This window comes from Thermogemmatispora sp., assembly GCF_019683635.1.
Taxonomy (GTDB): Bacteria; Chloroflexota; Ktedonobacteria; order Ktedonobacterales; family Ktedonobacteraceae; genus Thermogemmatispora.
In genome coordinates this window covers 52,323-65,941 of the sequence record NZ_JADGIA010000003.1, presented here as the reverse complement: position 1 = coordinate 65,941, position 13,619 = coordinate 52,323, and the positions used below count along the sequence as shown (strand labels likewise).

Below are 13,619 nucleotides of genomic sequence, written 5' to 3'. Positions count from 1 at the left end.
TGGCTCCGGAAACCCTTGACAGGCAGCCAAGAATCGGGTATGATAACCGCGCCAGCAGTTGAGTCCCTGCTGACCTGAGTGCATCGCTCACATGGCGCATTCGTCTAGCGGTCTAGGACACCGCCCTCTCAAGGCGGAGATCACGGGTTCAAATCCCGTATGCGCTACCCTTTCTCGCCCGAGGCCCGCTGGCCAGCTGCGCCTCGGGCCTTTTGTTTGTGCTGGCACGGTACGGTTGCCCCCTGGCAAGATTGTGTATAGGGAGAGGTCCTTTTCCCTTCTCGCCACCGCTGGCTTTTGCTATAGTTATTAGCAGGGGCACCGCACCTGTTCATGTAGCGAGCACTGGACTACCTGGCCGGCTACGCTGACTCCCGCATCAGCAGGCTCGCGTCAGGCTGACGACAGCAGGATCTCGCTCGCCTGCTCCTTTTTATCTCTCCATGACGAAAGGGATGTCTTTCTATGTATAAAAAGGTTGTTACGGGTCTGGTACTTCTGGGACTCCTCACACTGGTTCTGGCAGCCTGCGGTATTCGCGATACAGCCGCGGGTGCGACAAACACTGGTCCGACGGTGAAGATGAGTTCAACTGCGTTCGAGGTGACGCAGATTACCATAAAGAAGGGCCAGGCGCTTACCCTGGTGGATGATGTGGCCGTCCCCCACGTGATCAAAAACGGCACCTGGAAAGGCTCCAACCCCGAGGTGACAAAGGAGGCTGGCGCCCCAACGGTGGATCTGAACTTCAATGGAGTTCAGGGTGAAAGCGCTACAACTCCACCTTTCACCACCGCTGGCACCTATCATTTACTTTGCACCATCCATCCCAACATGCAGCTAACCGTTATCGTCCAGTAGCAGGACAAGCGAGGCCGCTCCCAGGCCAGCCAGAAGCAGCAAGGCTTGCATGAGCAGGAGACCGCTGAAGGCGTCCCCCTGATAGAGAACAGCGGCTCACTGCGCAAAAGCGAGAGGGCCGGATCGCCGGAGATCGCTCTTACCTGTCGCCTGTCACAGAGGACAGGAAGCCCTCTGGTCCGCCGGCCCTCGCTCGCATGGAGATCGCTCCTCTCCCCTTCTATACCAGCCCTTGTGCTCGCTTGTTACTACCATTCCCTTCTTCCCCCCTCAGATTGGCCGCCGCTGCCCTGGGTCCTACGCGCCTGCTAGTACTTTTTGTCACAAGCAGACGCCGATCCACAGATGGCCAGGATCGATATGCTATACTCAAGTCAGTCTCAAGCAGCGGCCCCTCATCCGGCAGCCTGAAACGCTGGCTGAATAGAAAGCAGTTGCTGCTATTTTTGTAGATGATGGCTGATGAAGAAGACAATTCCTTCTTCCATTTATAAACGGGTATTGAAATTTGGCTCTCTGGGTCTGTTTTTAGCTTTTTGTGCAGTGATTGCCGCCTGCGGCAATAATAGCTCGCAAGCGAACCTGGAGAGTCCAAGCGTAACGGCTACCATTGTTTTCGGCACGAACGATTCTCCCACCCCGTCCCTGCCAGACTACCTCTGTGGTGCGTGGGCGACCGATACTTCACCGCAGATCAGTAGCGGGAAGATGATCATGGTCTACGCAAAGTTTGTGCACACTGTCGATGGGAACCCGGTGGGAGTGGGCGATGCAACTGCGACAGCCACAGTGCGCTGGTGGGATGGCAGTGTGACGACGCAGACAGTGCAGACGACAAGCGACGGTCTGGCGGTGTTTTCTATCCCACCCCGAGCGGATGCTGTCGGCAAGCTGACGCTGGTGAACGTGACCTTCAACAAAGAGGGAACACCAGGCTGTACCGTGCCCCAGGCCGCCTACTTTACAATCAGCAGCGGTGGGACAGCGACGGCCACCAAGACGGCCAGCCCTCAAGTGACAAGTAGCCCGACACAGGAAACGTCAACACCCACGGCTACGGCTACTGCCGCGCCGTTCCCGACTGTGACGATCACAGTGACGTCCCCTCCGGGGCCACCGCGAGGTACGGTCACTCCTCACCAGTGAGGCCACCTTTTCTGGTTGCGCCCCCGGTGCTCGTCTGCCCGAGAGCGAGCTGAGTAGCAACCCGGCTCAACGCTAGAAGGCACCCAGGTCCAAGGTGCCAGTAGCGTCTGGAGCCGGGCCTGTTTTTTTGGCCTGCCCTCCAACCAGGAGCGTTTCCTGCCACTGCCTCGGGAGATACAGCGCTGTATCCCTTGAAACCTCTCTCAATTCGAGGCATAATTGCTGTAGAGAGAACTGTACCGGCGTGATGTGCTTCTATTTTGCTGCTCCTTCAAGCAGGTCAAGAAGCGTGCTATACTATCATGTGATAGATAGTGTCTGCTGACATCTCTCCATAGGTCAAGATACAGACCATTTCAGGTATATTTAGATATAGGAAAAGCACCATGACACGCTCTTCAGAGGAGAGACCACCCGAGCAGCGTACTCCAACCCCCGACGAGAGTCAGCACTCAGCCAACCAGCATGAGGCCGCCTCCGCCAGCATGCTCAAGCCGTGGTCAGCCAGCCAGAACCGCGAGATCAACCTGGCCCAAACACGTAATCTTCAACGCCAGCTTGTCTTACTGCGTGAGGAGAATAAGCGCCTGCGCAGTGAGCTGGCCGAGCAGCGCGCCGAGCTGGAACGCCTGGTCGCCGCTTATAATGCCCAGCAGACTAGCTTCGACGAGGAGCTGGCAGCCTTGAAAGAAGGACATCAGCAACAGATTGAGCAGTATCAGGCCCACCTCCGCGATATGCTGGCTGAGAATCGCCAACTCCAGGCAGAGAAGCAGCGCCTGCAAGATCAGTACAAGGATCTTCAGAGAAATTTCCAGCAAGCAGTCGAGGAAGAGGCCCACAAGATGATAGCAGAGGCGGCCAATACGATCATTATGCGTCCCGAGCATGTCCCTTCTCTGTTCCAGGATGTTAAAAAGACAATTGAGCTGAAAGTACGCCAGGAGGAAGATGAACAGGCGGCTGCCGCCCTCTATCTGATACGCGATGCGCAGCGCCGGGCCCGTCAGCTTGAAGAGGAGCTGGCCCACGAACGCCAGCAGATCGCCAGCGAGCGTCAGCAGCTCCTGCAGATGCAGCAGAGTATCCGTGAACAGGCTGAGCTACGCTACAAGACGCTGGTCTCCCACCTTGGTGGACGCTGGTCACTGGCCGTAACTCTCTCGGTCTTGCTCCTCATTGTACCTCTGCCAGTGCTTCAATCACTGTTCTATTTTGTATTACACTTTCCAATGGCTGTTTCTCTCTATGTTCCAATTTTGATCTGTCTGGTATTGATCACCATCTTCTCCCGACTCCGCGTGGCAATGGCAACGTACTACTCTAGCACACCCAGAAAGTCCTCTGCCACTAAAACGTGATTTACTCCATAAGTTCGATATTCAGCCAACGCAGACGCTCTTTCTCGCTTTTCTTCATGCAATTTTTCTTGTATAACAAGAAAAAACTTGAATTGCGCTAGACAAATTTTTGTCTTTCATGTACCCTATACAAGGGGGGTCGTGTAGCTTTCCAGTCTACAGTCGCTACCCCCGTTCGTGGCAAGGAAGGAACGGAAAGGGGAAGGTTATGTCGAATCAGCTGCAACTGCACCAGGCCACTGAACAGGACGATATCATCAACGAGGTCTGCAATTTAGCCAGCAAGCTGGCCAGTGTCTTCCATGAGCCTCCCTGCTACTGGACCGCCGCAATGCTCCGCAAGTGCTACCAGCAATCATACGCCGCTTTCTCCGAGTCGCAGTGCTCGCCCTGGGAGCAGCGTCGCCGCTGGTGGGTCATTCACTATGCCGACATGGCACTCTATGCGTTCTGTTGTCGCGCCGAAGGAAGCATCGAGGAGCTGGAGGACTTTCAGGATGTTACCCAGGCCCTCAATCGCACGTATGGTTACCACATCACCCTACGTCAGGCCGCGAATGCCGCTATCGCTCGCCATTCGCTCTACTTACGCGGCTCTCTACCTTCGCGCGAAGAGAGCCGACGCGCAGTGCTGGAGGCTCTCCAAATCGAAGCCTGACGCCAGTCCATGAACTGGCTTTCCCTCCCTATCCTCCACCGATCTGAGCAGGCCGTCAGCCCGCCTGTCACCTGGCTTTCTCCTGCGACCCGCTTCGTCTCCTCGTTGCCCGGCGGAAACAGGCGAGGGCTGACGTGACGACGGGCCTCGGTCGCCACCTATACCAACACGTTGAAGCTTGATAGCCTTTCTGTGAGTGTATTTACTTGAGGCCAGGGCAGGGAGGACTGCGAGCGCTGCTCAAAGAGCCTGCTCGCTTCCATTCCTCCCCCGCCTGGTCCCCACTTTGATCTCTTGCCGTCGACCGCCGGTCAACAGCCAGTCTGTCTCCGCAGTCAGACCATGTAACCCCTGGTAGATAGCAGCTGACCATCCTCTTTTGCTACAATGAGGGTAGGAAACAGAGAAGGCCGCTGGCCGGCCCTTTGCTTTATCCGCAACGAGCCACTGATCTGACCCAAAAAAAGACCGGTCCAGACGCCAAGGAAGCAGGAGAGACCTCGATGGCGAATGATACACAGGTGCAATCCTCTCTTCAGCCTCACGTTATCTGGCAGGATGGTATTCATCCTGAGCCTTGCATTGTGGTCATCTTTGGGGCCACGGGCGATCTGACCCGGCGCAAACTGCTCCCAACCCTGGCCCACTTGATGCACGCCCACCCGCAACCCCAGGGTTTCGTAGTGGTAGCTTTCGCCCGCCGCCCTTTCACACAGGAACAATGGCGCCAGCTTGTCGTGCAAGCTCTTGCCGAGAACAGTCCACCCGAGCTGGGCCTGGATGAGGAGGCCAGACAGTCTTTCGCCCAGCGTACTTTCTATTGCCAGGCTAACTTGAACGAGTCCGCAGGCTATCAGAAACTCGCTCAGCTGCTTGAGCAATTGGATCAGCAGTACCAGACCCGCGGCAATCGCATCTTCTATCTGGCTATCCCCCCTGATCTCTATGCTCCGGTAGTGCACATGCTCGGAGAAAATGGACTCGTCCATCGCCCTCACGGCGGCCATCGTGCCAATCATCATGGCCCCTGGAGCCGCGTGATCATTGAAAAGCCTTTCGGGCGCGATCTTCCTTCCGCCCAGAAACTTAACCGCGAGATCGCCCGCATCCTGCACGAGGATCAGATCTATCGCATCGATCACTATATGGGGAAAGAGACGGTACAGAATATTCTGGCCATGCGCTTCTCAAACGGCATCTTTGAGCCACTCTGGAATCAGAAATATATCGATCACGTGCAGATCCTGGTTGCAGAGGATATCGGTATTGGCGGACGAGCCGAGTACTATGATGAGGCTGGGGCCATTCGTGATATGGTGCAAAACCATATCTTTCAAGTGCTCTGCCTGACGGCAATGGAACCACCCGTCGCCTTCGAGGCTGATGCGATCCGCGATGAGAAGGTGAAGCTGCTGCGCGCTATTCCTCCTCTGACCCCCGAGGAGGTAGCGCATCAGGTGGTGCGCGGCCAGTATACGCGCGGTACTATCAACGGCCAGGAGGTTCCCGGCTATCGTGAGGAGGAAGGGATTCCTGCCGATTCGTCGACCGAGACCTTCGTGGCGCTCAAACTCTTTATCGAAAACTGGCGCTGGGCCGATGTACCGTTCTATATCCGTACAGGGAAACGCTTGCCGAAGCGCAGCACTGAGGTGACTATTCAGTTCAAGCGCGTGCCTCATCTGCTCTACAAGCCAAGCGAGGCCCGTGAGCTGATCCCTAACCGTCTGACGGTACGTATCCAGCCAGAAGAGGGAATCACCCTGAAGTTCGGGGCCAAAGTACCCGGCGCCGCCCAGCGGCTTAAGTCGGTTGACATGACCTTCTCTTACGCAACAGCTTTCCAGACCGAGCCACCCGATGCCTATGAGCGCCTGATCGCTGATTGCATGCTCGGGGATTCGACCCTGTTTATCCGCCGCGATGAGATTGAGACCGCCTGGCGCATCATTGACTCTATTACAACGGCCTGGCAGCAGATGCCAGCAGAAAGTGTGCGCCCTTATGCCGCTGGGACCTGGGGGCCCGCCGAGGCGGAGGAGCTGATCCGGCGCGATGGTCGCGAGTGGGATACCCCCTGAAGGCAGACGTGGCTCGCTTGCCGCTCACAGGCTCAGTCTGGCACCAGGCTGAGCGGTAAGACAGCTACCTATCCTAGTGCCTTCCATGTCTTGTCTCCAGCAAGCTCAGGGAGCCATCGGAGCAGGCACCTTACTCACCAGCCAGGCTTGCTGTTTGCCTGGCTGGTGCCCTGGCGCAATCAGCCATGACCTTCATCGCAGAACTCACTTACTGAAAGAGGACGAGCTACCTTCTCTAGCGATTGCCGCTCTGCGTCAACCCCAAAAACCATTTCTACACCTCCTGCAGCCGCCATAACTACAGCCCCCAGGAGATAGCCGAAGAAGACATTGATAGCCTCGCCGGACTGGATCAGCAGGCCAAAGAGGAGCGGCGCCACCGCTGAAGCACCTGTACCAACCGCATAAAAGAGGGCAATGGCCTGCGCTCTTACCTCCAAGGGGAAAATTTCGCTGACTGTGAGATAGGCTGAGCTGGCGCCTGCTGAGGCGAAGAAGAAGATGACCGACCAGCAGAGCGTCTGAGTGGCTGCCGTTAAGCTCCCCCGCATAAAGAGCCAGCCAGTGAGCACCAGCAGTATTCCCGGCAGGATATAGGTAAAGCTAATCATCTTGCGCCTGCCGAGCGTGTCAAAGAAACGCCCCAGGAGCAGCGGGCCAAAGCAATTGCCAACCGCGAACGGGATCAGATACAAGCCTATGGCTTCATCCGGCACACGATAAAAGCGTGCAAGCACAAGACCATAGGTGAAAAAGATAGCGTTATAGAGAAAGGCCTGGCCAACCAACAGGGAGAAGCCCAGCAGCGAGCGCGTCGGGTAATCTTTGAGCATGATACGCACCAGCGTTTTCAAACTTACCATGCCCACGGGACGCATATAGAGAAACTGCACAACGCTCCTCTTACGATTGGCATCCAGACGCGGCAGCACCGTCAACACCCTGACCCGGGCAATTTTCTGAGCCTCAGCCTCTTTTGCACATGAGCGTAATTGCTTGTCCAGCAGAAGCTCAGAGATCTTATTAATATACTCCTGGAGAGCAGATTCCCTTTGATTATCAATAGCAAGTTCTTGCTCTGCTTGATACCTTTGTTGCTGAATAGTATGATCTCGCTTCTGCTGCCACTGGGCAAAGCCGACCCCCAGCAACAAGAGAACGATGGGAGCAATTAAGAGCTGCAGCCAGTCCCACAAAGTCTTTTCCGGTCGATATGGCTGATTTGGCTTGAGCACTGGCCCGATGTAGGACGAGACGCCCGTCCATTCCCATCCCCAAAGATAGCCACCAATGATGGCGACTATCAGACCAATGCCCACACCTATCAGGCAGATCACACCCGCTAAGATAAAGCTTGTTCAGTAGAGCTTTCTCCCTACTGCCAGCTCCCTTTTAAGACGCTTGCACTCCTTCCACCGGGTCTGAGTGACCCGACTCCCATGAGGGCCTCCAACGACAAAGACGTTCGCCTCTCCCAGCCTGGTTTTCTGGCCCTTGTCCTGACTGTGGGATGGCTTTGTGAGCGTTCTCGGGGTCCTACAAACGCGGTCGGCCTGCGGGGTTTCGTCTGCAGCCTGACGGTCATTTTATGGTATCATGTATACAAACAAAGACGCTCGCCTCGTATGCAGGCCGGCTATTTCAGTCAGCCCACTGAAGGGCAAGGAGAGAGACGCGCATATGAGCCACTCTCAAGGGGGAGATCAGCTTCCTGAGCTGAAGCTGAGCCAGGAGCAGCTGGCGGAGCTTCGCCAGCGCTATAGCGAGCTGATTGGCTTTGTTCCCCCGCGGGTTCAGGCCCGAACCGATCTGCTAGCCCGCCTCGATCCCGACTTCCTTCTGCTCCAGGAAGAGATCCGCCGGCGCGCTATGTATCCCTCATGCTTTGACACGAAGACAGCCCAGTTAATGCTCTTCGGCATGCTGCTGGTGCTGCTCTCTGATGCGGCTCACCTGCATGCACGCGCCGCCCGGCGCGCTGGCGCCACCTGGGAAGAACTCAACGCGGTGGTCAATCTGGCTTTTCTCTTTCGCGGGTTGCCTGCTGGCAACCTCGGTGCGCAAATTCTTGAGCAACTGGTCGCGGATGAAGACCAGCATGGTTCAAAGGAGTCAGAACCACGTTGACGCGAGACGGAAGAGCAGGACGTGAGCCTTGCCAGTCACAGGACAGATCTCCATCCTGTGCTGTGCTCAGCAGGGCCGACCGCAGCCGCAGGCAAGGTCAGAGCCTGTTCTCCGCCGCGCTGCAATGCCGCAACCAAGAGAGGAGATGGCCCCATGACGGATTTTCAGGAGCCAATCAGGGATGTTGCCCACTTGGGCCATGTTGAGCTGCTTACCCCTCGACCTGCCGAGAGCCTCTGGTTCTTCACAGAGATACTCGGGATGACGGTGACCGACCGCCAGGGCCAGTCGGTCTACCTCCGCGCTTACGGCGATTACGAACACTGTACTCTCAAGCTGACCGAGGCGCCGCACGCCGGCCTCGGTCATGTCGGATGGCGCACCGTCAGCCCCCAGGCGCTGGAACGCCGCGTTCAGGCGCTGTCTTCTCAGGGCTACGGCCAGGGCTGGATCGATGGCGATGTCGGCCACGGGCGCGCCTACCGCTTTACTGATCCCGATGGGCATATCATGGAATTGTATTACGAGGCTAAAAAATATTTGGCCTCGGCAGAGCTACGCTCCCGCCTCTACAATCAGCCTCAGAAGTTTACCGGCCACGGCGTGGGGGTGAAGCGCATCGATCATGTGAACCTGATGTGCCACGATATCACACCCAATCGCCTCTTCCTGCAGGAACAGCTCGGATTCCGTCTGCGCGAGCTACTGCAACCGGAGGAGAACGGTGTTGAGGAAGGGGCCTGGCTCAGTGTGACGCCGCTCACTCACGATATCGCCTATATGCGCGATTTCAGCGGCGCGCATGGACGCCTGCATCACATCGCTTACTGGCTGGATAGCCGCGAGGAGGTGCTACGCGCCGCCGATATTCTGTCAGAACATGATATCTTTATTGAGGCGGGACCAGCGCGCCATAACGTCTCACAGGCGTTCTTCCTCTACCTGTACGAGCCAGGCGGCAATCGGGTCGAAGTCTACTCCGGCGGCTACCTTGCTTTTGCTCCCGATTGGGAGCCGATTGTCTGGCGCCGCGAGCAGCGCGGGCGCGGCGTCTATTGGGGCGGCGCCTTGCCAGAGAGCTTTAAGACCTACGGAACGCCGGTCATCGAGACAGTGCAGGCCGGTCAGGGTGGACAGACCCCAGCTCCTGTCTTCGATCCCCTCTGAGAGGGGACAAGAGCGGATCGCTCTCGCTCTTGATCTGCTGTGACCGGCCTGGCCAGTAACCATGTCGCTGATCTCCACTGGTTGCTACATGTGGCTATCGGGCCAAACAGTGGTTTGGCTTTCCGTGCGCTCCAGGCCGCTCCGTTTCTTGATCGGGCCTCCCACGACAGGATCTGAGGCGGTGGCTTTTCGCCTGCCGCCCACTCAGTTTAGACTGAGATGTTGCTGGCTGTTCGCTTTTCGCGTTCGCTGATTAGGCCCGAACGGCACATCGTCGGTCGCCAGTCCATCTGCGAGCGGCGGGTGAGATAGAGCCGCTGCCTGGCCGGGGGCTGGCCGAGACAGCCGGTAAAACCCTTCCCCGCTTACGACCGCGGACCAGAGGGAGAGTGGTCAGTCAGTGAGCCAGAAGACGAGAAGTGCATGAAGAAGGAGAAGCGCAATGGTCTACCATAGCGAAGTAATCGGCAGTTTGCTCCGTCCCCCTTATCTCCATCAAGCGCGCCAGCAGTTAGAGGAGGGAGCGATCAGCGCCGCCGAATTTAAGGCGATCGAGGACCGGGCCGTTGATGAGGCGATCGCGCTGCAGGAGGAGGCCGGCATCGAGGTGATTACCGATGGAGAGCAGCGACGTTATGCTTTCTTCGGCCATCTCATCGAGGCTCTCGACGGCTTTGATAAGTATGGCGGCTGGGCTATTCCTTTCCGTGATGAAAGCGGCGAGGAGCTGGTAATGCGCCGCCCAGTGGTGGTAGATCGCTTGCGCTGGCGACGCAACATGTGCAGCGAAGAATGGGTCTATCTGCGTGCGCGCAAGAAGCACGCTGGTAAGGTGACCATGATTAGCGCCCAGCAGGCCGCAGCCTACTACGACCCCGAGAAGTCGAAGGGTGCTTACCCTACGCTCGATGCCTACCTCGCCGATATCGTTGATATCTCTCGCCGCGAAGTCGAGGAGTTGATCCGCCTGGGCTGCACCTATATCCAGATCGATGCCCCTCAGTACGCTGCCCTGCTCGACCCCCAGATCCGCGAGGGCTATCGCCAGCGCGGCAACGATCCCGAGAAGCTCATCGATCGCTGCATCGAGCTGGATAATGCCATTATCGATGGCCATCCGGGAATTACCTTCGGTATCCATATCTGCCGCGGCAATAATCAAAGCAAGTTTTATGCCAGCGGCGATTATGGGCCAATCGCTCGCATCTTCCAGAAGACGCATTTCCAGCGCTTCCTGCTGGAGTATGACGATGAGCGCTCGGGCGGCTTCGAGCCACTGCGCTATATGCCAGAGGACCGCTTTGTGGTCTTGGGCCTGGTGACGACGAAGAAGCCGCAGCTGGAGAGCCGCGATGAGCTGCGCCGGCGTATTGAGGAGGCGACGCGCTATATTCCTTTGGAGCGGCTGGCGCTTAGCCCGCAGTGTGGATTCGCTTCTACCATCGAAGGGAATCGCCTGTCGCTCGAAGACCAGCGCCGCAAGCTGGAATTGGTGGCGAGTGTGGCGCGCGAGGTCTGGGGCTAAGTCTCCTACGCAGACACAGGCCGCTGACGTCTGGCTTTTCCCTTCCTCTTTCTCTCTCGGCCAGGCGACGATGGGCCAGGACGGCCACGGGCCACACTCCCTGCGTCTGCTCCTGACCCATCGCCGCCGCCCGCCCTCGATGGCCCGCCTCGCACGGCTGTGAGGGCAGGCAGCGGTCCTGCCCGGCTCCCACTCTCTTCTTTTCTCCAACCTCATCCTTATTGATTGCGCAAGGCCTCCCCTTCTTTCGGCTCGACATAGCTGGCAGCTTGCTTTCCAGGGGCTGAGGCATCGAGGCAGAACAGGGTCATTTTTTGAGGAAATCCTGAGAACCAGACCCCGAACCTCTGCCCGTTTTTTGACTGTTCTCAGGCTATACTGGCCCTTGCTGAGGGTAGTTAAGGACAAACGGTCCAGTAGCAGCGGAGACGCAGATGGTCTGGTTCTGCTGCCTGGCTGCGGGAGGTGTCATACTATGGCAAGCTTTGGGGCCACCATCCTGGTGGTCGAGGATGAGCCGGAACTGGCCGGCGCTCTGGAGCGCAGTCTGATTGCTCACGGCTACCGGGTCCAGTGTACCGGCAGCGGCGAGGAGGCGCTGACGCTGTTCAGCCGCGCTCATCCCGATCTCGTGCTGCTCGATTTGCTGCTGCCTGATGTAAGCGGCCTGGAGGTCTGTCGCCGTATCCGGGCTGTCTCGTCGACGCCAATCATTGTGCTCTCGGTGAAAAATAGTGAGCACGATAAGGTAGAAGCCCTGGATTTGGGAGCCGACGACTACGTGTCCAAGCCGTTCGGGATCGCCGAGGTGCTGGCCCGTATCCGCGTAGCCCTGCGCCGGCTGGAGCGACAAAATGGACACTCCGCGGAGGAGCAGGTGCGCATCGGGCCACTGGTGGTCGACCTGGGAAATCGCCGGGTGTTGCTCAGTGGACACGATGTGGCCCTGACCCCGACCGAGTATGAGCTGCTGAGAATCTTCGTAACCCATCGCGGTAAGCTGCTGACACGCCAGATGTTGCTGCAAATGCTCTGGGGGGCAGCCTCACATGATCGCATGCATAGCCTCCACGTCTATGTGGCACAGCTCCGGCAGAAGATCGAGCCTCGACCCGGCAATCCACGCTTAATCTTGACCATTCCCGGTGTGGGCTACCGCTTCAGCGATGAGGTCGAGGCCGCTCGTGAACCTGACCCTTCGGAGTCTTGAGTTTGTCTTGAGTCCTTGCTCCGCCCTCTGGAGAAAAGCTTGAGCAAAGTGGGGCAAACTTGGAACGCATCCTGAGCGATCCTGATCTACACTCTAGCTGAGAGCAAGCCGAAGCAGAGAAGTGCCAAGGCTTCGCTATCGGCGGCGATGCGATGGCGAAGCCGCAAGAAGGGACAAATCAAGATGAGCCGACGCTGGTTACTCCCCTTTAGCTGGGAGGTCGATGTAGAGGCGATCGATGCCATTATGCGTCTCGCCGCTCTGGAGGGAGCAAGCTTGATCGCGCTCTCTCTGCTGCCAGGAGCAACGACACGCTCGCCCTGTAAGCTGCGCGCCGAGCACTGGCAGCAGTCACAGGATTTCCTGGAAGTGGTGCGCTGGAAGCGCCAGCGCTACAGGGTCAAAGGCGAAGCCTATGAGCTATTGACCAACGATGTCGGGCAAAGCATTGTGAGCTTTGCTCACGAGTTTGCCTGCGATCGAGTTCTCGTCATCCGTCGTCCGCACGGCGATGCTCTGCTGCCCGCATCACAGGTCCAGCGGCTCGTGCGTGAGCGCCTGGTGCCCCTGATGCTTTTTTACCTGCCAGAGCAGTCTGAGGGTCTCTCACTTATACAACGGCTCTGCGCCTGGCTGAGAGTCCACAGCCTTGGACGACTGGCTCGCATTGGCAGCGCTCGTTAGATAGCCTCACTAAGGCCAGAGACGCTAGAGAGCTATCAATCACGGTTCGTTGGTTTTGTTATGCTCAATAGAGCAGAGGTATATATTAAGCAATGGCAACGGAACATATCTTGATTGCGACAAGTGATGCATTCCTCGGCTCTCTGCTGCAGCGGGCACTGCAAGCCCAGGGCTACGAGACAACGCTTTGCGAGACTGCAGCGGCTGCCCTGGCTCAGCTTACAGGGAGAAGAGCCGCCCTGCTAATCGTCGATCTGGCGCTGAGCGACGACACTGGCTGGGGTCTGCTGCGCCAGGCCCACGCGCGTGGCTTACTCGCGCCGCGGGCTACGGAGCAGGGTGATCCCTGTCTCCCAGTCATCCTGTTGTCTGCTAATCCGCTTCAGATGTGGCACAGATCTGAGCTGCGTCCGCTTGCTTGTCTGCCTCGTCTCTGTCCGCTTGGCGCTGTGCTGCGGCTGGTTGCCAGAGCTTGCGCACACCAGCGGGGGGAGCAGGTTGCTCATCTCTCTCTCCGCTCTACCGGATACAGAGAGGCCAGCTTCTGAGGAGTGGCTCTATGCTTGATACGCTGATTGTGCTGGTGACCTTGCTCACATTCTTGATCTTCGTCGGTTTCACGCTGGCCTGCGAGCGCTTGTGAGCAGGCCATGTTGACGTACAGAGGAGCACTTCGATGAATACACCACTAGAGTACTTGCTGACTGGTTTGAGCGCGCTGCTGCTGCTCATCTACCTGTTCATCGCACTGCTGAAGCCAGAACGCTTCTAAACCTCTCACTCATCTATAGAGGATGGC

General features: G+C 57.6%; 13 protein-coding genes and 1 tRNA gene. 13 read left to right on the top strand and 1 reads right to left on the bottom strand.

Annotation, left to right across the window (positions count from 1 at the left end):
- The first annotated feature begins 93 nt into the window (after positions 1-93).
- The 6 genes from IRZ31_RS00960 (at position 94) to zwf (ending at position 6,107) form a co-directional block, all read left to right on the top strand.
- Positions 94-167, top strand: a tRNA-Glu gene (locus IRZ31_RS00960).
- 298 nt (positions 168-465) lie between these two features.
- A complete protein-coding gene (locus tag IRZ31_RS00955; RefSeq protein ID WP_297148562.1) occupies positions 466-861 on the top strand; it encodes a plastocyanin/azurin family copper-binding protein in 396 nt (131 codons plus the stop codon).
- Positions 862-1,323: 462 nt separating this feature from the next.
- Positions 1,324-2,007, top strand: coding sequence for a hypothetical protein (locus tag IRZ31_RS00950; protein WP_297148560.1), 684 nt, complete (start codon positions 1,324-1,326; stop codon positions 2,005-2,007).
- Between the two features lie 386 nt (positions 2,008-2,393).
- Positions 2,394-3,368: a hypothetical protein gene (locus tag IRZ31_RS00945; RefSeq protein ID WP_297148558.1), complete on the top strand. Its 975-nt coding sequence runs from the start codon at positions 2,394-2,396 to the stop codon at positions 3,366-3,368.
- A 208-nt stretch (positions 3,369-3,576) separates the two neighbouring features.
- Positions 3,577-4,026 carry a hypothetical protein gene (locus IRZ31_RS00940; RefSeq protein WP_297148557.1) on the top strand — a complete coding sequence of 150 codons (450 nt, stop codon included), beginning with the start codon at positions 3,577-3,579 and terminating at the stop codon, positions 4,024-4,026.
- A gap of 503 nt (positions 4,027-4,529) precedes the next feature.
- A complete protein-coding gene (gene zwf, locus IRZ31_RS00935; protein ID WP_297148554.1) occupies positions 4,530-6,107 on the top strand; it encodes a glucose-6-phosphate dehydrogenase in 1,578 nt (525 codons plus the stop codon).
- 179 nt (positions 6,108-6,286) lie between these two features.
- On the opposite strand, the gene IRZ31_RS00930 is transcribed toward zwf, so the two are convergent.
- A complete protein-coding gene (locus tag IRZ31_RS00930; protein WP_297148553.1) occupies positions 6,287-7,444 on the bottom strand; it encodes an MFS transporter in 1,158 nt (385 codons plus the stop codon).
- A gap of 343 nt (positions 7,445-7,787) precedes the next feature.
- Between IRZ31_RS00930 and IRZ31_RS00925 the strand changes: the two genes are divergently transcribed.
- The 7 genes from IRZ31_RS00925 (at position 7,788) to kdpF (ending at position 13,592) form a co-directional block, all read left to right on the top strand.
- The gene (locus IRZ31_RS00925; protein ID WP_297148551.1) at positions 7,788-8,234 is read left to right on the top strand and encodes a carboxymuconolactone decarboxylase family protein; all 447 of its coding nucleotides are present in this window, start codon (positions 7,788-7,790) and stop codon (positions 8,232-8,234) included.
- Positions 8,235-8,387: 153 nt separating this feature from the next.
- Entirely contained in the window at positions 8,388-9,401 is a 1,014-nt protein-coding gene (locus IRZ31_RS00920) for a catechol 2,3-dioxygenase (protein WP_297148549.1), read from the top strand.
- A 442-nt stretch (positions 9,402-9,843) separates the two neighbouring features.
- Complete coding sequence (locus tag IRZ31_RS00915) at positions 9,844-10,926, top strand: cobalamin-independent methionine synthase II family protein (RefSeq protein WP_297148547.1); 1,083 nt, start codon at positions 9,844-9,846, stop codon at positions 10,924-10,926.
- 475 nt (positions 10,927-11,401) lie between these two features.
- Positions 11,402-12,136 (top strand): response regulator transcription factor, encoded by a 735-nt coding sequence (locus tag IRZ31_RS00910; protein WP_297148545.1) that lies wholly within the window; start codon positions 11,402-11,404, stop codon positions 12,134-12,136.
- A 183-nt stretch (positions 12,137-12,319) separates the two neighbouring features.
- Positions 12,320-12,820: a hypothetical protein gene (locus IRZ31_RS00905; protein ID WP_297148543.1), complete on the top strand. Its 501-nt coding sequence runs from the start codon at positions 12,320-12,322 to the stop codon at positions 12,818-12,820.
- 92 nt (positions 12,821-12,912) lie between these two features.
- The gene (locus IRZ31_RS00900) at positions 12,913-13,368 is read left to right on the top strand and encodes a hypothetical protein (protein WP_297148540.1); all 456 of its coding nucleotides are present in this window, start codon (positions 12,913-12,915) and stop codon (positions 13,366-13,368) included.
- Between the two features lie 128 nt (positions 13,369-13,496).
- Positions 13,497-13,592 carry a K(+)-transporting ATPase subunit F gene (gene kdpF, locus IRZ31_RS00895; RefSeq protein ID WP_112427233.1) on the top strand — a complete coding sequence of 32 codons (96 nt, stop codon included), beginning with the start codon at positions 13,497-13,499 and terminating at the stop codon, positions 13,590-13,592.
- The last annotated feature ends 27 nt before the right edge of the window (positions 13,593-13,619 follow it).